General features: G+C 72.7%; 18 protein-coding genes and 1 pseudogene. 12 read left to right on the top strand and 7 right to left on the bottom strand.

The window, feature by feature from the left end; translation table 11 throughout:
• Nucleotides 1-86 precede the first annotated feature (86 nt).
• The 3 genes from ABEB09_RS10980 (at nucleotide 87) to ABEB09_RS10990 (ending at nucleotide 4,998) form a co-directional block, all read left to right on the top strand.
• Nucleotides 87-1,481, top strand: a complete 1,395-nt coding sequence (locus tag ABEB09_RS10980) for a class II fumarate hydratase (protein ID WP_345689573.1) — start codon at nucleotides 87-89, stop codon at nucleotides 1,479-1,481.
• A 125-nt stretch (nucleotides 1,482-1,606) separates the two neighbouring features.
• The gene (gene fomD / locus ABEB09_RS10985; RefSeq protein WP_345689575.1) at nucleotides 1,607-2,299 is read left to right on the top strand and encodes a cytidylyl-2-hydroxypropylphosphonate hydrolase; all 693 of its coding nucleotides are present in this window, start codon (nucleotides 1,607-1,609) and stop codon (nucleotides 2,297-2,299) included.
• A gap of 245 nt (nucleotides 2,300-2,544) precedes the next feature.
• Nucleotides 2,545-4,998, top strand: coding sequence for a SpoIIE family protein phosphatase (locus tag ABEB09_RS10990; protein ID WP_345689577.1), 2,454 nt, complete (start codon nucleotides 2,545-2,547; stop codon nucleotides 4,996-4,998).
• Between the two features lie 80 nt (nucleotides 4,999-5,078).
• On the opposite strand, the gene ABEB09_RS10995 is transcribed toward ABEB09_RS10990, so the two are convergent.
• Complete coding sequence (locus tag ABEB09_RS10995) at nucleotides 5,079-7,328, bottom strand: transglycosylase domain-containing protein (RefSeq protein WP_345689579.1); 2,250 nt, start codon at nucleotides 7,326-7,328, stop codon at nucleotides 5,079-5,081.
• A gap of 271 nt (nucleotides 7,329-7,599) precedes the next feature.
• Here ABEB09_RS10995 and ABEB09_RS11000 point away from each other — a divergent pair, with 271 nt between their 5' ends.
• From ABEB09_RS11000 to ABEB09_RS11025, 6 genes are all read left to right on the top strand, one after another.
• Complete coding sequence (locus tag ABEB09_RS11000; RefSeq protein WP_345689581.1) at nucleotides 7,600-8,553, top strand: SPFH domain-containing protein; 954 nt, start codon at nucleotides 7,600-7,602, stop codon at nucleotides 8,551-8,553.
• Nucleotides 8,499-8,765 carry a type II toxin-antitoxin system antitoxin gene (locus ABEB09_RS11005; RefSeq protein WP_345689583.1) on the top strand — a complete coding sequence of 89 codons (267 nt, stop codon included), beginning with the start codon at nucleotides 8,499-8,501 and terminating at the stop codon, nucleotides 8,763-8,765. Before ABEB09_RS11000 ends, ABEB09_RS11005 begins: the two co-directional genes overlap by 55 nt.
• 134 nt (nucleotides 8,766-8,899) lie before the next feature.
• Nucleotides 8,900-9,865, top strand: coding sequence for an endonuclease/exonuclease/phosphatase family protein (locus ABEB09_RS11010; RefSeq protein WP_380841540.1), 966 nt, complete (start codon nucleotides 8,900-8,902; stop codon nucleotides 9,863-9,865).
• Nucleotides 9,866-9,940: 75 nt separating this feature from the next.
• Entirely contained in the window at nucleotides 9,941-10,474 is a 534-nt protein-coding gene (locus tag ABEB09_RS11015) for a PadR family transcriptional regulator (protein ID WP_345689587.1), read from the top strand.
• The gene (locus ABEB09_RS11020) at nucleotides 10,471-11,151 is read left to right on the top strand and encodes an ABC transporter ATP-binding protein (protein WP_345689589.1); all 681 of its coding nucleotides are present in this window, start codon (nucleotides 10,471-10,473) and stop codon (nucleotides 11,149-11,151) included. Before ABEB09_RS11015 ends, ABEB09_RS11020 begins: the two co-directional genes overlap by 4 nt.
• Nucleotides 11,152-11,210: 59 nt before the next feature.
• Entirely contained in the window at nucleotides 11,211-13,517 is a 2,307-nt protein-coding gene (locus ABEB09_RS11025) for an ABC transporter permease (RefSeq protein ID WP_345693905.1), read from the top strand.
• Nucleotides 13,518-13,656: 139 nt separating this feature from the next.
• On the opposite strand, the gene ABEB09_RS11030 is transcribed toward ABEB09_RS11025, so the two are convergent.
• Complete coding sequence (locus tag ABEB09_RS11030) at nucleotides 13,657-14,619, bottom strand: hydrogen peroxide-inducible genes activator (protein WP_345689591.1); 963 nt, start codon at nucleotides 14,617-14,619, stop codon at nucleotides 13,657-13,659.
• A 134-nt stretch (nucleotides 14,620-14,753) separates the two neighbouring features.
• Between ABEB09_RS11030 and ABEB09_RS11035 the strand changes: the two genes are divergently transcribed.
• Together ABEB09_RS11035 and ABEB09_RS11040 are read left to right on the top strand one after the other, a co-directional pair.
• The gene (locus tag ABEB09_RS11035; RefSeq protein WP_345689593.1) at nucleotides 14,754-15,308 is read left to right on the top strand and encodes a peroxiredoxin; all 555 of its coding nucleotides are present in this window, start codon (nucleotides 14,754-14,756) and stop codon (nucleotides 15,306-15,308) included.
• Nucleotides 15,309-15,331: 23 nt separating this feature from the next.
• Nucleotides 15,332-15,865, top strand: coding sequence for an alkyl hydroperoxide reductase (locus tag ABEB09_RS11040; RefSeq protein ID WP_345689595.1), 534 nt, complete (start codon nucleotides 15,332-15,334; stop codon nucleotides 15,863-15,865).
• 63 nt (nucleotides 15,866-15,928) lie between these two features.
• Here the strand turns inward: ABEB09_RS11040 and ABEB09_RS11045 are convergent, their stop codons facing one another.
• The 5 genes and pseudogenes from ABEB09_RS11045 to ABEB09_RS11065 all read right to left on the bottom strand — a co-directional run bounded on the left by ABEB09_RS11045 (nucleotide 15,929) and on the right by ABEB09_RS11065 (nucleotide 22,082).
• On the bottom strand, nucleotides 15,929-16,681 hold the full coding sequence (locus ABEB09_RS11045; protein WP_345689597.1) for a hypothetical protein: 753 nt from the start codon (nucleotides 16,679-16,681) through the stop codon (nucleotides 15,929-15,931).
• Entirely contained in the window at nucleotides 16,678-18,027 is a 1,350-nt protein-coding gene (locus ABEB09_RS11050) for an AI-2E family transporter (protein ID WP_345689599.1), read from the bottom strand. The genes ABEB09_RS11045 and ABEB09_RS11050 overlap by 4 nt, the downstream gene beginning before the upstream one ends.
• A 110-nt stretch (nucleotides 18,028-18,137) precedes the next feature.
• Nucleotides 18,138-18,836: an aggregation-promoting factor C-terminal-like domain-containing protein gene (locus ABEB09_RS11055; RefSeq protein ID WP_345689601.1), complete on the bottom strand. Its 699-nt coding sequence runs from the start codon at nucleotides 18,834-18,836 to the stop codon at nucleotides 18,138-18,140.
• A gap of 406 nt (nucleotides 18,837-19,242) precedes the next feature.
• On the bottom strand, nucleotides 19,243-20,565 hold the full coding sequence (phoH2, locus tag ABEB09_RS11060; RefSeq protein WP_345689603.1) for an RNA 5'-3' helicase PhoH2: 1,323 nt from the start codon (nucleotides 20,563-20,565) through the stop codon (nucleotides 19,243-19,245).
• Between the two features lie 756 nt (nucleotides 20,566-21,321).
• Nucleotides 21,322-22,082, bottom strand: a pseudogene (locus tag ABEB09_RS11065) (isoprenyl transferase).
• A gap of 187 nt (nucleotides 22,083-22,269) precedes the next feature.
• Here ABEB09_RS11065 and mgrA point away from each other — a divergent pair.
• Nucleotides 22,270-23,310 (top strand): L-glyceraldehyde 3-phosphate reductase, encoded by a 1,041-nt coding sequence (mgrA, locus tag ABEB09_RS11070; protein WP_345689605.1) that lies wholly within the window; start codon nucleotides 22,270-22,272, stop codon nucleotides 23,308-23,310.
• Nucleotides 23,311-23,323: the final 13 nt, after the last annotated feature.

The following is a 23,323-nucleotide window of genomic DNA, read 5'->3' on the forward strand; positions in this document are numbered from 1 at the left end:
GTTACCCACGGTTTTTACTGGCCGGTAAGGCACTTGGGAATAGATCGAACAAGACAAGTGCTCAACTTTCCAAGGAGGTTGGGACGATGACCGACACAGGCGAGTACCGGATCGAGCACGACTCGATGGGGGAGGTCAGGGTCCCCGCGCACGCCAAGTGGCGGGCGCAGACCCAGCGGGCCGTGGAGAACTTCCCCATCTCCGGGCAGCGCCTGGAGCGGGCCCACATCGAGGCCCTGGCCCGCATCAAGGCGGCGGCCGCCCAGGTGAACGCCGAGCTGGGCGTCCTGGACGCGGACGTCGCCGGGGCGATCCAGGAGGCCGCGGCCGAGGTCGCCGAGGGCCGCTGGGACGCGCACTTCCCGGTCGACGTCTTCCAGACCGGCTCCGGCACGTCCTCCAACATGAACACCAACGAGGTGCTGGCCACCCTGGCGAGCGAGCGGCTCGGCCGGGACGTCCACCCCAACGACCACGTCAACGCGTCCCAGTCGTCCAACGACGTGTTCCCGTCGTCCATCCACATCGCGGCGACCGCCGCGGTGGCCGGAGACCTCATCCCGGCCCTGGAACATCTGGCCACGGCCCTGGGGCGGAAATCAGCCGAATTCGCGAACGTCGTCAAGTCGGGGCGCACCCATCTGATGGATGCCACTCCGGTGACGCTGGGCCAGGAGTTCGGCGGGTACGCGGCGCAGATCCGGTACGGGATCGAGCGGCTGCGCGCCTCGCTGCCGCGCCTGGCCGAACTGCCCCTGGGCGGTACGGCGGTCGGCACCGGCATCAACACGCCGCCCGGGTTCTCCGCCGCCGTCATCGCGGAGGTCGCCCGCGCCACCGGGCTGCCGCTCACCGAGGCCCGCGACCACTTCGAGGCGCAGGGCGCGCGGGACGGGCTCGTCGAGACGTCCGGCCAGCTGCGCACGATCGCGGTCTCGCTCACGAAGATCGCGAACGATCTGCGCTGGATGGCGTCCGGGCCGCGCACGGGCCTCGCGGAGATCAATCTGCCGGACCTCCAGCCGGGCTCGTCGATCATGCCGGGCAAGGTCAACCCGGTGGTCCCCGAGGCGGTCCTGATGGTCGCGGCCCAGGTGACGGGCAACGACGTGACGGTCGCCACGGCGGGCGCCGCGGGCAACTTCGAGCTGAACGTGATGCTGCCGGTGATGGCGAGGAACCTGCTCGAGTCGGTGCGGCTGCTGGCCAACGCGTCGCGGCTGCTGGCGGACCGCACCGTCGACGGGATCACCGCGAACGTGGAGCGGGCCCGCGAGTACGCCGAGTCGTCCCCGTCCGTGGTGACGCCGCTCAACAAGTACATCGGGTACGAGGAGGCGGCGAAGGTGGCGAAGAAGTCCCTCGCGGAACGCCGGACGATCAGGGAGGTCGTCCTGGAGTCGGGCTACGTGGAGCGCGGCGACCTCACGCTCGAACAGCTCGACGAGGCCCTCGACGTCCTGCGGATGACCCGCCCCTGAGGTGGTCGGGGCCGCCGGCCAGGAGGGTGCCGGGCGGCCTGACCTGGGCCGGTCCGTGCGCGGGCCGCCGTACGCCGTGATCCGAGTCGCGGACGGCGGCCCGGGTGCGGACCTAAGATCTGCGCATGACAGCGGAGACGACGGAAACAGAGGACAGAGCGGACGGCGACAGCACCCGGTGGGCCGTGGGTGACCGGATCCTGTGGCGCTACCGGGACAACGGCGACGGTCACGTCCACATCTGCCGGCCCGTGACCGTCGTCCAGGACACCGCCGACCTGCTCGCCGTGTGGATGGCGTCCGGCACCGAATGCGTCAAGCCCGTGCTCGCGAACGGCACCCCCGTCCACGAGGAGCCGCTGGCCACCCGCTACACCGCGCCCCGCACCACCACGCGGGCGCCGTGGACCGGCATGGGCGTGCTGAAGCTGGCCCGGCCCGGCGAGCCGTGGTCGGTGTGGCTGTTCTGGGACCGCGGCTGGGTGTTCCGCAACTGGTACGTGAACCTGGAGTCGCCGCGGGTCCGCTGGGCGGGCGGGGTCGACTCCGTGGACCACTTCCTCGACATCTCGGTCTACCCGGACCGCAGTTGGCTGTGGCGCGACGAGGACGAGTTCGCCCAGGCGCAGCGCAGCGGCCTGATGGACGCCCGCCAGGCCCGCCGGGTGCGGGAGGCCGGGGACCGTGCCGTCGAGGTGATCCGGTCCTGGGGCGCGCCGTTCGCGGACGGCTGGGAGAACTGGCGGCCGGACCCGCGGTGGACCGTTCCGCAGCTGCCGGACGACTGGGATCGCACCCCGGCGCGTACGGCTCCATGAGACCCTTGATGCGCCCCTGGGGGGAAACCGTAGGATCGTCCTCCGCCGGACGCCGCTGAGTCCGCAAGGCAGCAACGACCGAGCAACGCAGCCGAACTGACCGTAAGTCATCTACGAGGGGGTGGAGCCGTGCCCGATGTGCGCACGGATCCGTCGCCCCTTGTCGACGCCGCCCCCAGAGCGGGTATAGCGCCTGACAGAGCGATTGCCTCGCCCAACCGGCCCGGACGGACGGAATCCCACGCGTGACGGAGCATCCCACCTCCCACGAAGGCCGGCAGCCTCTCGCTGCGCGGCCTCAGGAACGTGCGCGGCCACGGCAGGAGGGGCCCGAAGCGCCCACCGCGCCGCCCGCGCCCGCGCCCACGCACGGCCCGGCGACCGCGCACGAGACGGCGGGCCCGCACGACACGGCCCCGCACGGCCCGGCGGCCCCGGGCGGTACGGCCGCCACCGCGGCCAGGGTGCCGGGGCAGTCGGGCCGCCCGGCCGGGCCCGCGGCCGCGGCAGGAACGGAGGCCGGTGCCGGCCGCGGAGGCGAGGCCCGTGAGACCACGGCCGCCCGCGCCGCGGCCGCTCGCCGTGCGCGCCGCGCCGGAGGAGGCCGCGCGGCGGCCGCCGCGCCCAGGGCGGCGGCGCAGGCCGACGGCTCCGGCACCGCGCCGGAGTCCGGCTCCCGTGCCGGGCACACCGGCGAGGGGCGCGAGGCCGCGGCGGCGAGGGCGGCGGACGGCGGACAGCCCGGGGGCCGTTCCGGTGCGCCCGCCCCCGGCACACCGCCGGAAGGCGGCTCCGGTGCCGGGCGTGGCGGCGAAGGCCGGGACCCCGGCGCGGCCAGGGCCGCGGCCCAGGGCGGCCCGCAGCGCCCGGCGGCCCCGCAGGCCCAGGTGGGTCCGCGGGGCCAGCACGGCGCGCAGGCGCAGCCCGGGGGTCAGGCGGTGGCCGGCGCCGGGCTCGGGCCTCTGCCGCCGGACCCCGTGGGTACCGCGCGGCGGGAAGGGGACCGGCTGCGGTTCGTCGGTGCGGCGACGCGGCGCATCGCGCGCGGCATCGACCTGGACGAGATCGTGCTGGGCCTGTGCCGGGCCACCGTGCCGACGTTCTCCGACGCGATCCTGGTGTATCTGCGCGACCCGCTCCCGGTCGGGGACGAGCGGCCCGTCGACCCGTTCGTGCTGCGGCTGCGGCGTACGGACCGGCTCCGTTTAACGGAGGACGACACCCCGGAGCCCGGTCTGCTCACGACGGGTCCCGTGGTGGCGCCGGACGCCGAGCAGAGCCCGGCCGCCGAACTGTGCGAGGTGCGCCCCGGCGGTGCCCTCGCCGAGGTGCTGCGCGGGGTGCGGCCGGTGTTCGGCGACTCGGCGGGCGCCCGTGCGGCGCTGCCGGAGCTGCTGGGCGACGGGCGCGGCGTACCGTCCGGGCACCGGGCGATCCTCGCGCCGCTGCGCGGCCGGCGCCGGGTCATCGGTGCCGCGGTGTTCCTGCGCCGCCCCGACCGGCCGCCGTTCGAGCCGAACGACCTGCTCGTGGCGGCGCAGCTGGCCACGCACACGGCGCTCGGCATCGACAAGGCCGTGCTGTACGGGCGCGAGGCGTACATCGCGGACGAGCTGCAGCGCACGATGCTGCCGGAGAACCTGCCGCAGCCGACCGGGGTCAAGCTGGCGTCCCGGTACCTGCCGGCCGCCGAGACGGCCCGGGTGGGCGGTGACTGGTACGACGCGATCCCGCTGCCGGGGAGCCGGGTCGCCCTCGTCGTGGGCGACGTCATGGGGCACTCCATGACCTCCGCCGCGATCATGGGCCAGCTCCGCACCACGGCGCAGACGCTCGCGGGTCTCGACCTGCCGCCGCAGGAGGTGCTGCACCACCTGGACGAGCAGGCGCAGCGGCTCGGCGAGAACCGCATGGCGACGTGCATGTACGCGGTGTACGACCCGGTCGCGCACCGGATCACCATCGCCAACGCCGGTCACCCGCCGCCGATACTGCTCCACCTGGGCGGCCGTGCCGAGGTGCTGCGCGTCCCGCCCGGGGCGCCCATCGGCGTGGGCGGCGTGGACTTCGAGGCCGTCGAGCTGGACGCCCCGGCGGGCGCCACGCTGCTGCTGTACACGGACGGCCTGGTGGAGTCGCGGCTGCGGGACGTGTGGACCGGCATCGAGCAGTTGCGGGAGCGGCTGGCGGCGACCGCCCAGCTGACGGGTCCCGACCACTCGCCGCCGCTGGAGGCGCTGTGCGACGACGTGCTGGACATGCTGGGACCCGGTGACCGGGACGACGACATCGCGCTGCTCGCCGCCCGGTTCGACGGGATCGCGCCGAGCGACGTCGCCTACTGGTTCCTGGAGCCGGAGGACGCGGCCCCGGGGCGGGCGCGCCGGCTGGCCCGGCGGGCCCTGGCCCGCTGGGACCTGGAGGACCTGACGGACTCGGTGGAGCTGCTGATCAGCGAGGTGGTCACCAACGCGGTGCGGTACGCGTCGCGGCCGGTGACGCTGCGGCTGCTGCGCACGGACGTGCTGCGGTGCGAGGTCGGCGACGACTCGCCGCAGCTGCCGCGGCAGCGGCGGGCCCGGGACACGGACGAGGGCGGGCGCGGCCTGTTCCTGGTGAACCGGCTGGCCCGGCGGTGGGGTGCGACCCGGCTGTCGACCGGCAAGGTCGTCTGGTTCGAGCTGCCCACGCCGGCCTGACCGTGCCGTAGGGGACGAGGAAGAGGAAACGAGAAGTGGCCGGGACCCGCTGCGGGTCCCGGCCACTTCTCGTACGGGCGCTACTGCCTGATCGGCTTGTCGTCGAGCGAGCCGGGGTCGGTCCCCGGATCGGGGTCCGTGTCGCCGCCGGTTCCGCCGTCCGTGGGGGTGGGCGTGGGGGACGTCGGCGTCGGCGGGGTGGGGCTCGTCGGCGTGGTGGGCGTGGACGGGGTGCGGGTCGGCGGCGTCGAGGACGGCGTGTGCGAGGGCTCGGACGGCTTGTCGCTGGGCGTCGCCGACGTGGACGGGCTGGACGAGGTGGACTGGCTGGGCTCCGGGTCGGGGCTCGCGGTCTCGGCGACGTCCAGGTCGAACTCCGCGTCGGAGCCGCCGCCGAGGGCGTCCAGCGTGTAGTCGGCCCAGATCCGGGCGGGGAAGCCGCCGCCGTTGGCGCGGCCGGAGTTGGCGGTGCCGGTCAGCGTGACCTGGGTGCCCTTCTCGGCGTCCTCACCGAACAGGGCCACGACGGTGGCCAGTTCCGGGGTGTAGGCGGCGAACCAGGCGGCCTTGTTGTTCTCCGACGTACCGGTCTTGCCGGCCGCGGCGTAGGCGGAGGTGTTGGCCTCGTGGCCGGAGCCGTTCTTGACGACGCCGGTCAGGACGGAGGTGACGGTGTCGGCGGTCTCGCGGCTGACGACCTGGTCGCCGCTCTGCTCCACGAGCCGGACGGTACGGTCCTTGTGCTCGGCGGACTTCACGATCGACGGGGTGACCTTCTTGCCGTGGTTGTCGAGCGTGGCGTACACGCCGGCCATGTCCCACGTCGAGGCGCCCATGGTGCCGAGGGACATCGCGGGCCGCTCGACGAACGCCTCGCCGTCGCGCATGCCGAGGGCGAGCGCGGTCTTCTTCACCTTGGCGGGGCCGACGTCCACGATCATCTGCGCGAAGACGGAGTTGATCGACTTGTTCATGGCCCGCTGGACGGTCACGGGACCGTAGCTGACGTCGTCCTCGTTCTCCGGGGCGAACGGGGTGTCGCTGCCCTCGACGGGGCGCTTGCTGGTGCCGTCGTAGCGGGTGTTGACGCCGATCTGCCGGCCGTCCTGCGTCTCGGAGCCGTTCTCCAGGGCGGACGCGAAGACGAGCGGCTTGAAGGTGGAGGCGGGCTGGTAGTCGCGGCGGGTGGCGTTGGAGACCCAGTGCTCGGTGGCGCCGACGCCGCCGTAGAGGGCGACGACGCGGCCGGTCTTCGGGTCGACGGAGGTGGCGCCGGCCTGGACGGTCGCGTCGACCTTGTTGCCCTTGCGGTCGAGCTGGTCCTCCAGCTGCTGCTTGACCGCCTCCTCCAGTTCCTTCTGGCGCTTCTTGTCGATGTTGAGGGTGATGGTCCAGCCGCCGGCCTTGAGGTCCTCTTCCTTGATGTCCTCGTTCTGGCGCATCAGTTCCTGGTTGGCGGCCTCCACCAGGTAGCCGGTCTGGCCCTCCATGCCGGGGGCGCCCTTGGGCTTCTGCGGGACAGGGAAGGTCATCCCGCTCCGCTTGGCCGCGTCGAGCCAGTTCTCCTCGACCATGTTGTTGAGGACGTAGTTCCAGCGCTCCGTGACGAGCTTCTTGCTGGTGTCCGTGGCGGAGGTCCAGTCGTACTGGCTGGGGGCCTGGAGGAGGGCGGCGAGGTAGGCGGCCTGCTCGACGGTGAGCTTGTCGGCGTCGACGCCGTAGTAGGCCTGCGCGGCGGCCTGGATGCCGTACGCGCCGCGGCCGAAGTAGCTGGTGTTGAGGTAGCCCTCGAGGATCTCCGGCTTCTCCTTGCGCTGGTCGACCTTGAGGGAGATCACCAGCTCCTTGAGCTTGCGGCTGACGGTCTGGCTCTGGTCCAGGTAGTAGTTCTTGACGTACTGCTGGGTGATCGTCGAGCCGCCCTGCTTGCCCCTGCCGGTGAGGGTGTTGATCACGCCGCGGGCGGTGCCCTTGATGTCGACGCCGTGGTCCTCGTAGAAGGTCTTGTTCTCGGCGGCGACGAAGGCGTCCTGCACGGGCTTCGGGATCTCGTCGATGTCGACCATCGACCGGTTCACCTTGCCGCTGCGGGCCAGGATCGTGCCGTCGCTGTACTTGTAGATGTTGCTCTGCAGCTCGGCCTCGGGGTTCGGGCCGGGGACCGGGACCATGAGGTAGACGACGTAGAACGCGCCCATCGCGAGCAGGCAGAACCCGAAGAAGGTGCCGAGCAGCTTCCGCCACGTGAAGAAGCGGCGTATGCCGCCGCCGCTCTTCTCCGCCCGGCGCGCTCCGCGCTGCCTGGCCCGTCGCGCTTCCGCTCGCCCCATGGCTTCGATGCTCCGCTCTTCGTTCTCTGCTGGTGCGTTCGTGGCTCTTCGCCGTGGCTTTTCAGTCACCCGCGTCCGGATCAGCTCAGCAAGCTAACCCGCCACAGCCGACAAAGACCAACGGATCCGGTCTTTTCCGGACGTGACAATGAGCACCTGTCTCAAACAAACCGACTCACCACAGGCCCCCATGGTTGCCACGCTGAATAATGTGCTATCACTTTGATAGGCGACGGGGTTCGCCGAAGTACGAGACGAACGGGGGGACTTCATGTCCACGACCAGCACGGAAGCCATCCACCAGGGGTCCGGCGCGCCGGCGATGCCGCAACCGCGTGTGACGGAGTTCGCAGCCCGCAGCATCGGCGGTGGCGCGGCGCTCACGGTCGGCCTCGCCGGGGTGCTCGGCGGCGTGGGCCTCGTCATAGCCGGCGGGATCACCGCGAGCGGCGGATCGGCGGGGGCCGGAGTCGCGCTGAGCGTCGCCGGGGTCCTCGTCGTGGTGGCGTCGGTCATCGCGATGACCGGGCTCAACATGGTGGCGCCCGGTGAGGCCCGGGTCGTGCAGCTCTTCGGCCGCTACCGGGGCACGGTCCGCGCGGACGGGCTGCGCTGGGTCAACCCGTTCGCGACGCGGCGGCCGATCTCGACGCGCGTACGGAACCACGAGACCGCCGTACTGAAGGTGAACGACGCCTACGGCAACCCGATCGAGCTGGCCGCGGTGGTCGTGTGGCGGGTCGAGGACACCGCCCAGGCGATGTTCGAGGTGGACGACTTCGAGCAGTTCGTCTCCACGCAGACGGAGGCGGCGGTCCGGCACATCGCGATCGAGTACCCGTACGACGCGCACGAGGAGGGCGGGCTCTCGCTGCGCGGCGACGCCGAGGAGATCACCGAGAAGCTGGCGGCCGAGCTGCACGCGCGCGTGGAGGCGGCGGGCGTCCGCATCATCGAGTCGCGCTTCACGCACCTCGCGTACGCCCCGGAGATCGCCTCGGCGATGCTCCAGCGGCAGCAGGCGGGCGCCATGGTGGCGGCCCGGCGGCAGATCGTGGACGGCGCGGTGGGCATGGTGGAGGCGGCGCTGGACCGCATCTCGGAGCGGGACATCGTCGACCTGGACCCGGAGCGGAAGGCGGCGATGGTGTCGAACCTGATGGTGGTGCTGTGCGGCGACCGCTCGGCGCAGCCGGTGGTGAACACGGGCACGCTGTACCAGTGAGCGAACGCAAGGAGCGCAAGCAGGTACTGCTCCGCCTCGACCCGGCGGTGTACGAGGCGCTGGCCCGCTGGGCCGGCGACGAACTGCGCAGCGCCAACGCGCAGATCGAGTTCCTGCTGCGCAAGGCCCTGGCGGACGCGGGCCGCCTGCCGCCGGCGACGGGCCCGCTGCCCCGGCGGGGGCGGCCACCGAAGCAGCCGCCACAGGGGTAGCCCGCGGGGTGGCCGCCCCGCCCGGCCGTTACGGAAGGGGCGGGTGGGGTGGGCGGGGTGGGTGAGGTGTGTGAGGAACCAGGGCCGGCCGTCGTGCGTCGTCGTTCGATGTGGACAGGAGTACGACGACCGGGGTGGCCCGGCGGCGCGGGTGGGGCCGGGATGCGCGTGGGCGGTCGGCGTGGACGCGCGGGCGGGTGCTCGCCGGGGTCGCGGCCCTGATCGCCTGGGTCATCGTGTTCCACGCGGCCGTCCCTGACCTGCCCGGCCGGCCCGGCAGTCTCCTGGAGACGTTCCTGCCCTGGCTGGGCCTCGCCGTCCCGGTCCTGGTCGCCGGGGCACTGCTGCGGCGCTCCGCGACCGCCCTGCTGGCGGCCTTGCTGCCGGTCATCGCGTGGGCCGGCCACTTCGGCGTCCTGCTGCTGCCGGGCCCCGGCGGCCCGCACCACCTGACCGTGGTGCAGCACAACGTCGCGGACGACAACGCCGACCCGGCCGGCACCGCCCGCGCCCTGCTGGCCGCCCGGCCCCACCTCGTCGCCCTGGAGGAGGTCACCCCGGCCGTGCTCCCCGCGTACGCCGAGGCCCTGGCCGAGCGCTTCCCGTACCACGCGGTGCGCGGCACGGTCGGGCTCTGGTCGGTGTACCCGCTCGACGACGTCCGCGCCGTGGACCTCCGGCCGGACGGCGTGGGCCCCGGCTGGCAGCGCGGACTGCGGGCGACCGCGGCGGGGCCGCGCGGGGACGTCGCCGTGTACGTGGCCCATCTGCCGTCCGTACGGCTCGGCGCCGCGCACGGGTTCGACAGCGTACGGCGGGACCAGAGCGCCGCCCTGCTGGGCACCGCCCTCGCGGCGGAGCGGCTGGAGCGCGTGGTCCTGCTGGGCGATCTGAACGGGACCGTCGACGACCGGGGGCTCGATCCGGTGACCTGCCGGATGGATCCGCCCGTCGCGGGACTGGCCTTCAGCTGGCCGGCGTCGGCGCCGGTGGCGCGCATCGACCAGGTGCTGGCGCACGGCGCCGAGGTGACCCGTGTGTGGACGCTGCCGGCGACGGGCAGCGACCACCTGCCCGTCGCCGCGCACATCAGGTACTGAGAGACCCAAGCTCCGCGGGCTGACGGTTCCGGCCAGCTATACATCCCGTGTATACACGCGATGTAGTGTGGCCGTATGTCCATTGGTCACACCCTCCTCGGCCTCCTGGAGTCCGGCCCCCGCCACGGCTACGACCTCAAGCGGGCCTTCGACGAGAAGTTCGGCCACGACCGGCCGCTGCACTACGGGCAGGTCTACTCGACCATGTCGCGCCTCCTGAAGAACGGCCTCGTCGAGGTCGAGGGCATCGAGCCCGGCGAAGGCCCCGAACGCAAGCGGTACGCGATCACCGAGGCCGGCGTCACCGATGTCGCCCAGTGGCTCGCCCGGCCCGAGAAGCCGGAGCCGTACCTCCAGTCGACGCTCTACACCAAGGTCGTCCTCGCGCTCCTCACCGGGCGCAGCGCCGCCGAGCTGCTCGACACGCAGCGCGCCGAACACCTGCGGCTGATGCGCGAGCTGACCCGCCGCAAGCGCGACGGCGACCTGGCCGACCAGCTGATCTGCGACCACGCGCTGTTCCACCTGGAGGCCGACCTGCGCTGGTTGGAACTGACCGCCGCGCGCCTGGGCCGGCTGGCCGAGGCGGTCGGGGGGACGGCCGGATGACGGCGGAACTCCTGCGCGCCGAGGGCCTGACCAAGGCGTACGGCCCGACGCCCGCGCTCAACGGGGCGGCGCTCGCGGTCCGGGCCGGCGAGGTCGTCGCCGTCATGGGCCCCTCCGGCTCCGGCAAGTCGACGCTGCTGCACTGCCTCGCGGGCATCGTCCGCCCGGACGCCGGGACCGTCACGTACGACGGCCGGGAGCTGACGGGCCTGCCGGACGCGGAGCGCAGCGCGCTGCGCCGCGGCGACTTCGGGTTCGTGTTCCAGTTCGGGCGGCTCGTGCCCGAGCTGACGTGCGTGGAGAACGTGGCCCTGCCGCTGCGGCTGAACGGCCGGCGCCGCAAGGCCGCCGAGGGCGCGGCCCTGGAGTGGCTGGAGCGACTGGAGGCCGAGGACGTCGCCGGCAAGCGGCCCGGCGAGATCTCCGGCGGGCAGGGACAGCGGGTGGCCGTCGCCCGGGCGCTGGTCACCGCGCCCCGCGTGGTGTTCGCGGACGAGCCGACCGGCGCGCTCGACTCCCTCAACGGCGAGCGGGTGATGCGGCTCCTCACGGACGCCGCGCGGGACACGCGGGCCGCGGTCGTGCTCGTCACGCACGAGGCGCGCGTGGCCGCCTACTCGGACCGCGAACTCGTCGTACGGGACGGCACCGTGCGCGACATGGTGGGCGCCCTGTGACGGACGCGGCGGAACGGGCCCCGTCCCGCGGGTCACTGGCTGCCGCGCGCGACCTGGCGATGGGCGCGCGGTTCGCGGTCACGGGCGGCCGGCCCGGCTGGACGCGCACGCTGCTCACCGCGCTCGGCATCGGGCTGGGCGTGGCACTGCTCCTCGTGGCGGCCTCCGTTCCGCACCTGCTGGAGGCCCGGGACGTCCGCCACCAGAGCCGTGACCTCACGGTGAGCGAGATCGGCGAGAAGCCCTCCGACCGCTCCTTCCTGTGGCAGGACTCCTCGACGCTCTTCCACGGCCGGACCGTGCACGGCGTCGTGCTGCGCCCCGACGGCCCGCGCGCCCCGGCCCCTCCCGGGGTGGAACGGCTGCCGGGGCCGGGCGAGATGGTCGTGTCACCGGCGCTCGAGCGGCTGCTCTCCGCACCGGAGGGCGCGCTCCTGAAGGACCGTTTCCCCTTCCGTACGGTGGGCCGGATCGGGGAGGACGGGCTGGTCGGCCCGGCGGAGCTGTTCTTCTACGCCCATCACCCGGCCCTCACCGACGGCTCGGCGGTGGGCCGCAGCGTGGCCTTCGGCCACAACCTGGGCGTGGAACGCCCGTCGAGCGGTTACCTGCTGCTGCTCATCGTGGTGGCGTGCGTGGTGCTGCTGCTGCCGGTGCTGGTCTTCGTCGCGACCGCGGCCCGCTTCGGCGGCGAGCAGCGCGACCGGCGGCTCGCCGCGCTGCGGCTGGCCGGGGCCGACATGGGCATGACCCGGCGGGTCGCGGCCGGTGAGGCACTGGCCGGGGCGGTGCTCGGACTGGGCGCCGGAGCCGCGCTGTTCGTCCTGCTGCGGCAACTGGCCGGGCGCGTCACGGTGTGGGACGTCAACGCGTTCCCGGCCGACCTGACGCCGGACGCCGCGCTGGCGGTGCCGGCCGTGGCGGCCGTGCCGGTGTGCGCGGTCGTCGTCACGCTGGCCGGGCTGCGCGGGGTCGCCGTCGAGCCGCTCGGCGTGGTGCGCGGGGCGACCCCGGGGCCGCGCCGCCTGTGGTGGCGGCTGCTGCTGGTCGCCGCCGGTGCGGGGCTGCTCCTGGTGGCGGACCCGGTGGGTCTCGGGGAGACGTCGGTCGAGACGGCGCCGGTCGCGGCCGGTGCGCTGCTGGCGCTGACCGGACTGACGACGCTGCTGCCGTGGCTCGTCGAGTCCGTGGTCGGGCGGCTGCGCGGCGGGCCCGTCGCCTGGCAGCTGGCCGTACGCCGGCTCCAGCTGAGCAGCGGTACGGCGGCGCGCGCCGTCAGCGGCATCGTCGTGGCCGCGGCGGGCGCCATCGCGCTGCTGATGCTGTTCGGCGCCGTACAGGGCGACTTCATGCGGCCGACGAACATGGACTCGGCGCGCGCCCAGCTCGGGATGTCGGGGCATGCGGGCGACGGGAGCGCGGCGGACCGTCTGCGTGCCGAGGTGGCGGCGGCCAGGGGCGTCACGGGCGTGACGGCCGTGGTGACGTCGTCCGTGCAGCGGCCGGGGCCGCTGCGGCCGGGTGAGGACTTCATCCCCATGACGTCGATCACGGTCGGGGACTGCGCCTCGCTGCGCGAGCTGGGCAGGCTGCCCTCGTGCCGCGACGGCGACGTGTTCATCGCCCGTACGCACGGCGAGGAAGGGCCCGACGACGCCTACCTGGAGAAGACGCTCCGGCCGGGCGCCCAGGTGAACCTGCGCACCGACGAGGGCGCCGCGCCGCTCCTGTGGCGGGTCCCGGCGAACGTCCGGACGGTGGACGCCCGGCGGGACCCCATGGGCGGGATGCCCTTCGGCCTGTACGTCACGCCGGCGGCGATCGACGTCAGGACGCTGGAGGAGCCGAGGCTGGAGGCGATGGTCGAGCTGGACCCGGCGGTGCCGGACGCGGCCGAGCACGCCCGGAACGCCGCCGCGCGTGTCGACCCGCTGACGCGCGTCGACACCATCCAGGACGTGGAGCGCGACCAGCAGTTCACGAGCGTCCGCCGCGGGGTGCTGGTGGCGGCGACGGCCACGATGGGGGTCATCGCGCTGTCGCTGCTGGTGTCCATGGTGGAGCAGCTGCGGGACCGCAGGCGGCTGCTGTCCGCGCTGGTGGCGTTCGGTACGCGCCGGACGACGCTGGTCTGGTCGGTGCTGTGGCAGACGGCGGTGCCCGTCGCCCTCGGGCTGGCCGTCGCCGTGGCGGGCGGGCTGGGGCTGGGGTGCGTGCTGCTGCGGCTGATCGGCAAGCGGGTGGAGGACTGGTGGGTGTTCCTGCCGGTCACGGGCGCCGGAGCGGCCATCGTGCTGCTGGTGACGGCGCTGAGCCTGCCGCCGCTGTGGCGGCTGATGCGGCCGGACGGGCTGCGGACGGAGTGAGGCGGCGGGGCCGGGCCCCGGGCCGCCCGCGTGCGGAGGCGCGCGAGCACCGAGCCGGGGCCCGCGTACGACGGCGCGCGAGCCCCGGGCCAGGGCACGCGTACGACGGCGCAGGGCCCGTCCCGCGTGCGGCGGTGTCCTACTCCGCGTCCGCCGGCAGCACCCGGACCGGCAGCGAGGACAGGGCACCCCGCAGCGCCTCCGCCAGTTCCTCGAACTCGGCCTGGCGTGCGGCGCCCGTGCGCATGGCGAACGCGACCCGGCGGGAGGGAGCCGGCTCCGCGAAGTAGCCGGTCACGAGGCTGGTGTTGCGGCCCGTCTCGACCTTGACGGCCGTGCGCGGCAGCAGGGTCACGCCGAGGCCGCCGGCGACCAACTGGACGAGCGTGGCGAGGCCGGCGGCCGTGGTGGTGACGGCCGCGCCCTCGGTGCGGCCGGCCTCGCGGCAGATGTCGAGGGCCTGGTCCCGCAGGCAGTGCCCCTCGTCGAGGAGCAGCAGGTGCAGGTCGCGCAGCGCGTCGCGCGGGATGTCGGTGCGCCCGCCCAGCCAGTGGTCGTCGGGGGTGACCAGGACGAAGTCCTCGTCGAACAGCGGGAGTTCGGTGACCCCGGGGACGCCCAGCGGCACGGCGAGCAGCAGCAGGTCGAGCCGCCCCGCGGCCAGCCCTTCGAGCAGCGAGTACGTCTGCTCCTCGTGGACCTGGAGGTCCAGCTCCGGGTACCGGTCGTGGACGAGGCGCAGGACGGTCGGCAGCAGGTAGGGCGCCACGGTGGGGATCACGCCGAGCCGCAGCGCCCCCGTGAAGGGCGCCCGGACCGCCTCGGCCTCCTCCATCAGCTCCCCGACGGCGTCCAGCACGGCCTTGGCGCGGACCGCCAGCCGCTCCCCGGCCGGCGACAGCAGCACCTTCCGCGTCGTACGCTCGAGGAGCTGGACACCGAGTGCCTCTTCGAGAGCCGAAACCGCGCCCGAGAGAGCCGGCTGGCTCATCCCGATGGCCGCCGCCGCGTCCCGGAAGTGCAGGTGCTCGGCCACGGCGGCGAACGCGCGCAGCTGAGCCAGACTGGGCTGTTTCCCCTTGTTCGGATGATTTACGGACACCACTGATAACCGCCTTCGATCAACGCGACCCAGTCTAGCTATTTCACTGATCAATGCACGTCGTGCCATGCTGGCCACCGTCCAACCCCCTCGGATGACCCCAAAAGGGAAATCCCCCTGTTCAAGGAGAGCGCGTGCTCACTGTCGGTGACCAGTTCCCCACGTACGATCTGACCGCCTGCGTGTCGCTGGAGAGCGGCAAGGAGTTCGAGCAGATCAACCACAAGTCCTACGAGGGCAAGTGGCGCGTGGTCTTCTTCTGGCCGAAGGACTTCACCTTCGTCTGCCCGACCGAGATCGCCGCCTTCGGCAAGCTGAACGACGAGTTCGCCGACCGCGACGCGCAGATCCTCGGTGTCTCCGGCGACTCCGAGTTCGTGCACCACGCCTGGCGCAAGGACCACGCCGACCTGCGTGACCTGCCCTTCCCGATGCTCGCCGACTCCAAGCACGAGCTGATGCGCGACTGCGGCGTGCAGGGCGAGGACGGCTTCGCGCAGCGTGCCGTGTTCATCGTCGACCCGAACAACGAGATCCAGTTCACGATGGTGACCGCCGGCTCCGTCGGCCGTAACCCCAAGGAGGTCCTGCGGGTCCTGGACGCCCTGCAGACCGACGAGCTGTGCCCCTGCAACTGGAACAAGGGCGAGGAAACCCTCGACGCGGTCAAGCTGCTGGCCGGCGAGTGACCAACCGGAACGAGTGATCACTGATGTCTCTTGACGCCTTGAAGTCCGCCATACCCGACTACGCCAAGGACCTGAAGCTGAACCTCGGCTCGGTCATCGGCAACAGCGAGCTGCCCCAGCAGCAGCTCTGGGGCACCGTCCTGGCCTGCGCGATCGCCTCGCGCTCGCCGAAGGTGCTCGCCGAGCTGGAGCCGGAGGCCCGGGAGAACCTCAAGCCCGAGGCGTACACCGCGGCCAAGTCGGCCGCCGCCATCATGGCGATGAACAACGTCTTCTACCGGACGCGCCACCTCCTCTCCGACCCGGAGTACGGCACGATGCGCGCCGGTCTGCGGATGAACGTCATCGGCAACCCGGGCGTGGAGAAGGTCGACTTCGAGCTGTGGTCGCTCGCGGTGTCCGCGATCAACGGCTGCGGCCAGTGCCTCGACTCGCACGAGCAGGTGCTCCGCAAGGCGGGCGTGGACCGCGACACGATCCAGGAGGCGTTCAAGATCGCCGCGGTGATCCAGGCGGTCGGCACGACGCTGGACGCGGAGGCGGTGCTCGCCGAGTAATCGGCGCCGTACGCGACCGAAGGGCCCACCCGGCAGCGGCCGGTGGGCCCTTCGGCCTTTCTCCTACGCGGACGGGGACGGCGACGGCCGGGGCGGCGGGCTCGTCCTCAGCTGCGCCATGAGCGCCCGCATGTCCTCCACGAGGAAGTCCTTGATCCCGGACACCGCCGCGGCGGCGGCCGGGTCGGTCTCCCTCGCCTCCCCGGTCTCCTCGTCCTGTTCGACGACCACGTGCACGTCCATCGCGAGCACGGCCTGCCCGTCGAGCACGGTCAGGGAGGCGTACCCGCCGTCCCCGCCGGAGAGGACCGCCTTCTCTCCGAGGCCCGGCAGCCGCTCGGCGGACGGCCCCTCCCCCGGCACCGGTATCTCCAGCGCCTCGAACTCGGGGCCCGGGTCGATGGTCTTGTGCAGGTCGTAGCGGAGGGACACCTCGTACGTCGTGGGCGCGGTCCCCAGGACCACCGTGCAGCGCACCTGCTCCACGGCCTCGTGCCGGATCGCGTACGGCGGCGGCCCCGGCGCCCGCCGGCCGAGGGCGGTGACGAGCGCGGTCAGCTTCGCCTCGCCGCACAGGTCGTCGGCCGACCGGTAGCCGCCGAGGTCGGGCCCGCGCCCCTGGTACGCGGCGAGGCCGGCCCCCCACAGGGCGGACGCGGCGAGCGCCCCGCCGAGGGCCCAGCTCCAGAGGCGTAACCGGCCCGGTGCGCGGTCCCCGGGTGCCTCGCCGTCGACGACGTCCGCCGGCCCGCCCTCGGCGGCCGGGCGCGGGCCGGGCCCGCCCTCGCCGCCCACCAGCTCCGGCTCGGATATCACGCGGGCTCCCCGATCTCCGGCGCGGGCGGGCTGGGCGGCGGCGGCATCGGCATCCGGCGCAGCGCCTGCTCCTCGCTGAACGCCCGCAGGTAGCCGACGACCGTGTTGGTGACGGCGACCAGCGGCACGGCCACGACCGCACCGCCGATGCCGGCGACCAGACCGCCGGCCGCGACGGTGAGGACCACCGCCAGCGGGTGCACCCGCACGGCCCGGCCCAGGATGAACGGCTGGAGCACATGGCCCTCGATCTGCTGCACGGCCAGCACCACGACCAGCACCATGAGGGCGGTGAACACCCCGTTGGTGACGAGGGCGACGACCACGGCGAGCGCACCCGAGATGACCGCGCCGACCAGCGGGATGAAGGCGAAGAGGAAGATGAACACGCCCAGCGGGACGGCGAGCGGGACGTCGAGGAAGTAGATGCCGAGACCAATGAAGATCGCGTCGATCAGGGCGACGATCACCGTGCCGCGCACATAGGCGGTCAGGGTGCGCCAGGCGCGCGGGCCGGCCCCGGCCACTCCGGGCCGGGCCTGGGCGGGCACCAGCTTCAGCCACCACTCCCACACCTTCTTCCCGTCGTACAGCAGGAAGAGGGTGGAGAACATCGTGAGGAGCATGCCCGTCAGCACCTCGGCCACCACCGTCACACCGGTCAGGCCGGCGGAGGTGATCTCCTCCGTGTTGGTGCCGATGGTGTCGGAGAGGTTCTTGGCGATGTCGTTGATCTGGCTCTCGGTCACATGGAACGGGCTGTCCAGCGCCCACTGCTTGAGCTCCTCGATACCGTCCCGGACGCGCGCCGAGACATCGCCGAGGTTGTCCATGACCTGCCAGACCACGAACCAGCCGACGAGGCCCATGATGACGAAGCCGGTGACGGCCGTGACGGCGGTGGCGAGCCCGCGCGGCAGCCCCAGGCGGCGCAGCCGGGACACGGTCGGCTGGAGCAGGGCCGTGATGAGGAGCGCGGCGACGAAGGCCAGGACGACGAGCTGCACGGTGCTGATGACCTTCATCAGCACCCAGAGCGTTCCGGCGAGGACGAGCAGCCGCCAGCCGGCCTCCGCGGCGACGCGGATGCCCCACGGGATCGCGTTGGCCGGGTCGGGCCGGGCCGCGACGGCGGGCGCGTACGAGGGAGGTGCGGGCACCGTGCCCGCCGGCCCTGCCGGTTCGGGCTGCGCGGCGCCCGGCGGGAGCTCCGCAGGTACGGGAAGGGGCGGGCCGGTCTCGGCCTCCGCCTCGGCACGCGCCTGCGCGCGGCGCTCCTGGAGCCGCTTGCCCGCTCTGCTCAGGCCTTCGCCCAGCCGGCCGAGCCATCCTGGCGTTCTCGTCATGCTCTTCCCTCTTCCCCCACACTCCTCCCGGAGCTTCGGCCCCACGACCGTACACGCACGGAGCCCCTCACCGAAGGACGGTGAGGGGCTCCGGAAGCTCGGCGCCGGGCCTAGTACCAGTGGTTGGCCTGCCAGAACGACCAGGCGCCGCAGGGGCTGCCGTAGCGCTCGTTCATGTAGTTCAGACCCCACTTGATCTGGGTGGCCGGGTTGGTCTGCCAGTCCGCACCCGCGGAGGCCATCTTCGAGCCCGGGAGGGCCTGGACCAGGCCGTACGCGCCGGACGAGGGGTTCTGCGCGCGGTAGTTCCAGCTGGACTCGTGGTCCACGATGTTGCTGAAGCACTGGAACTGGTCGCCAGGGATCATCTGACGGGCCATCGCCTGCACCTCGGCGACGGAGTACGAGGACTGCGTGGCGAAGCTCGACGCGTCACGGACGGCGTCGCGGCTGGCGCGCTCGCGCTCCTCACGCTCCTTGCGCTCCTGCTCCGCCTTCTCCTCGGCGGCGGCCTTCTTGGCCTCCGCGTCCTTGGCGGCCTGGAGGCGGGCGGCCTCCTCGGCGGACTTCTGGGCGGCGGCGTCCGCGGCGGCGGCCTGTGCCTCGGCCTGCTGCGTCAGGGACGCGACCTGCACCTGGGCCTGCTCGCCGACGGGTATGTCCGCCAGGAGCGTCGCGTCGGCGGCGGTCGCCTCGAACTTGTCGTTGGTCGCAGCGGGGTTCCCCGCGGCGACGCCCACGACGGCGCCGACGGTGGTGACCGCGGTGGCCGACGCCACCGCGAATCCCCGGACCGAGATCCGGCTCACACGGTTTCCTTCCAGCATCGCCCGCACAGGTGACCTCGCGGGCGCGATCGTGCCCCTGGCGCTGGTCCCCCCACTTGCTGGGTCACGGGGAACACGGGCCCGGTGGGCGACTCCCCTGCGGGAGCGCCGCGTGGTGCTTCGGGCGGCATACGGCGGACGGTTGTTGAGTTGTGTGTGCCACGGGTCCCGGAGGATGTGGCTGTGCCGTATGCGGGGCCTGACGGAAGCAAGACTCTGCCGGAAGCCCGCACCGCAAGGCAATTCTTCGGTGCGTGTGAAAGCTCACACCCCGTGCGCCACAGGAGTTTTGTCGAAAGGGGCGCGCAACGCGGCGCCGCCCGGCTAAGCTCTCGCGCTTTGCCGGGCGGCGCCAACTCCCTTAAGGGACAGGTCCCTTCACCGGGGGCTAAAGATGCCCATCCTCCAACATTTCGGTCACCAGTGCGGCGATCTGCGAGCGCTCCGAGCGGGCGAGCGTGACGTGCGCGAAGAGCGGATGGCCCTTCAGCTTCTCGACGACGGCGACGACTCCGTCGTACCGGCCCACCCGGAGGTTGTCGCGCTGCGCCACGTCATGCGTCAGGACAACCCGGGAATTCGCCCCGATCCTGGACAACACGGTCAGCAGGACATTGCGTTCCAGGGACTGCGCCTCGTCGACGATGACGAAAGCGTCGTGCAGCGAGCGGCCGCGGATGTGGGTGAGCGGCAGGACCTCCAGCATGCCGCGGGCCGTGACCTCCTCGATGACCTCCCGCGACGTGACCGCCGACAGCGTGTCGAAGACCGCCTGCGCCCAGGGGTTCATCTTCTCGGCCTCGGTGCCCGGCAGGTAGCCCAGCTCCTGCCCGCCCACCGCGTACAGCGGGCGGAAGACCATCACCTTCTGGTGCTGGCGCCGCTCCAGGACCGCCTCCAGGCCGGCGCACAGCGCCAGCGCGGACTTGCCGGTGCCGGCCCGGCCGCCCATGGACATGATGCCCACGTCCGGGTCGAGCAGCAGGTCCAGCGCGATGCGCTGCTCCGCGCTGCGCCCCCGGATGCCGAAGGCCTCCCGGTCGCCGCGCACCAGACGTACGGAGCCGTCGGCGCCGACCCGGCCGAGGGCCTTGCCGCGCTCCGACTGGAGGACCAGGCCGGTGTGCACCGGCAGCTCCGCCGCCTCCGGTACGTACAGCCTCTCCTCTCCGTACAGCAGGTCCACCTGTTCGGCGGAGAGCCGCAGTTCGGACATTCCGGTCCAGCCGGAGTCGGTGATGGCCAACTCGGCCCGGTACTCCTCGGCGAGGAGGCCGACGGAGGACGCCTTGATGCGGAGGGGCAGGTCCTTGGAGACGACCGTGACGTCGTACCCCTCGGCCTGGAGGTTGCGGGCGACGGCCAGGATGCGCGAGTCGTTGTCGCCGAGGCGGTAGCCGACCGGGAGGACGCCGGGATCCGAGTGGTTGAGCTCCACGCGCAGGGTCCCGCCGAGCCCGCCGACGGGAAGCGGCGCGTCGAGGCGGCCGTACCGGACCCGCAGGTCGTCGAGCAGGCGCAGCGCCTGCCGGGCGAAGTAGCCGAGTTCCGGGTGGTGCCTCTTGGCCTCCAGCTCCGTCACCACGACGATGGGCAGCACGACCTCGTGCTCGTCGAAGCGGGACATGGCGTTGGGGTCGGCCAGCAGAACGCTGGTGTCGAGAACATAGGTGCGCCGTTCGTTGAGGCGGCGCTTAGTGCTGGTCACCACGGAAGGACGTACCCCCTCGGATGAGGTCGGGGTGCGACTGCGACGGCGTCGCGGGGGGATGGACCGGGGCCTGGCCGCACTGCGCGGGCCGCGACACCGGCCCTCCGCTCCGTCCGCACACGTCCTGCACGGTCGTCGTGGTGCAAAGGGCCTCCCGGGTGAGCGGTCTGCGGTGCCGCTCACTCTGCAAGGGGTATGCCCCTCGAACCGCGGGGCCATGCGGGGGCCGCCGATGGCATATGCGGCGTGCACCCCGACGGGCCGTCAGCCGCCCACGGCGGGCGGGCAGTGCCCACCCGACCCCCCACCGGGGGTCAGCCGCACACCTACGGGACGGGGGTGGACCGGGGGTCGCGCGCGCAGGATTGGCGGTGCTGGGACGTTTCACGCTCATGGGCCCGAGCGAGCCAATCTGAGCACGTGACCCCCGGGCCGCCACCGGACTCACCCACCGTCGTGGCGCGCAGGGGCGGGACCCTCAGGCCGGGGGGCCGTTCCGTCGTTGTGCCCACCCGTTCCTCCCCCAAGGACTACGTCCAGGGGGGACCCCCATGCGGAACGACTGCCCACAACGACGAAACGGCGGCACCGGCGCCAGCCCACAACGACCGGAACGGCGGTGCGGCGCCGGCCCGCAATGACGGAACGGCGGCACAACGACACCAGCCCACCGCAGGAACGGCGCGACAGTGGGAACCACGGCGAAACCGCGGCGCGGCGCCAGGTGGCGGGGGTTCGGGGGCCGCCCAGGCCCCGTCAGGTGCCGTAGCGGCGGTGGCGGGCGGCGTAGTCGCGGAGGGCGCGCAGGAAGTCGACCTTGCGGAACGCCGGCCAGTGGACCTCACAGAAGTAGTACTCGGAGTGCGCGCTCTGCCAGAGCATGAAGCCCGACAGCCGCTGCTCGCCGCTCGTGCGGATCACCAGGTCCGGTCGGGCTGCCCGCGCGTGTAGAGGTGCTCGGCGATGAGGTCGGTGTCGACGACCTCGGCGAGTTCCTCGAACGTCGTGCCCTTCTCCGCGTGGTCGAGGAGCAGCGACCGCACCGCGTCGGCGATCTCCTGGCGGCCGCCGTAGCCGACCGCCACGTTCACCAGTATCCCGTCGATGTGGCGGGTGGACTCCTCCGCCTCCTTGAGGACGGCCTGCGTGTGCGCCGGCAGCAGGTCGAGCGTGCCGACGTGGTGGACGCGCCAGCGGCCGTCCGCGGCGATGGCCCGTACCGCGTCCTCGATGATGCCGAGCAGCGGGACGAGCTGCTCCTCCGGCCGGTTGAGGTTGTCCGTGGAGAGCATCCAGAGCGTGACGACCTCGACGTCCGTCTCGGTGGACCAGCCCAGCAGCTCCATGATCTTGCTGGCCCCGGCCTTGTGGCCCTGCTCGGGAGTGCCGCCGGACGCCTTGGCCCAGCGCCGGTTGCCGTCGAGGATGACGCCGATGTGCTTGGGCACCTGGGCGTGGTCGAGGCGGCCCTCCACCCGGCGGGCGTAGAGCCGGTACACCAGGTCGCGCAAGTTCACCGATCTCACCTCTCGATTCGTACGGGCACGTCCACCCTCGACAGGGGTGCCGGACGCCGGCCCCGGGGTGAATGCGGCACAGCTCGACGTCCCGAGCTTCGTGGCGGTCCCCGAAGCCGCCACATTACTGCGCGGGGGTGTCGGCGGCCCAACCCGGTATGTCACAAGTCCGTGATAGGCAGAGAGGGTGATTGATTCCCCCCTGCACTACCGCGCGGCGGACGGCCGGTACGACTCGATGGAGTACCGCCGGACGGGCCGCAGCGGCCTCAAGCTCCCCGCGATCTCACTCGGCCTGTGGCACAACTTCGGCGACGACCGGACGCTCGCGTCCCAGCGCGCGATCCTGCGCCGCGCCTTCGACCTCGGCGTCACGCACTTCGACCTGGCGAACAACTACGGGCCGCCGCCCGGCTCGGCCGAGCTGAACTTCGGCAAGATCTTCGCCCAGGACTTCCGGCCCTACCGGGACGAGATGATCGTCTCGACGAAGGCCGGGTACCTGATGCACCCCGGGCCGTACGGCGAGTGGGGCTCCCGCAAGTACCTGCTGTCGTCCCTGGACGCCTCGCTGCGCCGGATGGGCCTCGACCACGTCGACATCTTCTACTCGCACCGCTTCGACCGGAACACCCCGCTCGAGGAGACGATGGGGGCGCTGGCCTCCGCCGTGCAGCAGGGCAAGGCGCTGTACGTCGGCGTGTCGTCGTACAGCAGCGAGCAGACCGCGGAGGCGGCGCGGCTGCTGCGCGAGATGGGCGTTCCGGCCCTGATCCACCAGCCGTCGTACTCGATGATCAACCGGTGGACGGAGGAGGACGCCCTCCTCGACACGCTGGAGGCGGCCGGCATGGGCTGCATCGCCTTCGCGCCGCTGGCCCAGGGCATGCTCACCGACAAGTACCTGAAGGGCATCCCCAAGGGCTCGCGGGCGTCGCTGGGCAAGTCCCTCGACCCGACGCTGCTGAACGAGGACGTGCTGCGGCGGCTGCGCGGGCTGAACGAGATCGCCCGGCGCCGCGGGCAGTCGCTGGCGCAGCTGGCGCTGACGTGGGTGCTGCGGGACGAGCGGATGACATCGGCGCTGATCGGCGCGTCGAGCGTGCACCAGCTGGAGCAGAACGTGGCCGCGCTGGGCGGGGCGCCGCTCACCGACGAGGAGTTGAAGGAGATCGACGCCTTCGCCGTCGACACCGCGGGCATCAACATCTGGGCCGCGCGCGGCTGACACAAGCGGGACG

Origin of the sequence: Streptomyces coeruleoprunus (genome assembly GCF_039542925.1) — a bacterium.
GTDB lineage: Bacteria > Actinomycetota > Actinomycetes > Streptomycetales > Streptomycetaceae > Streptomyces > Streptomyces coeruleoprunus.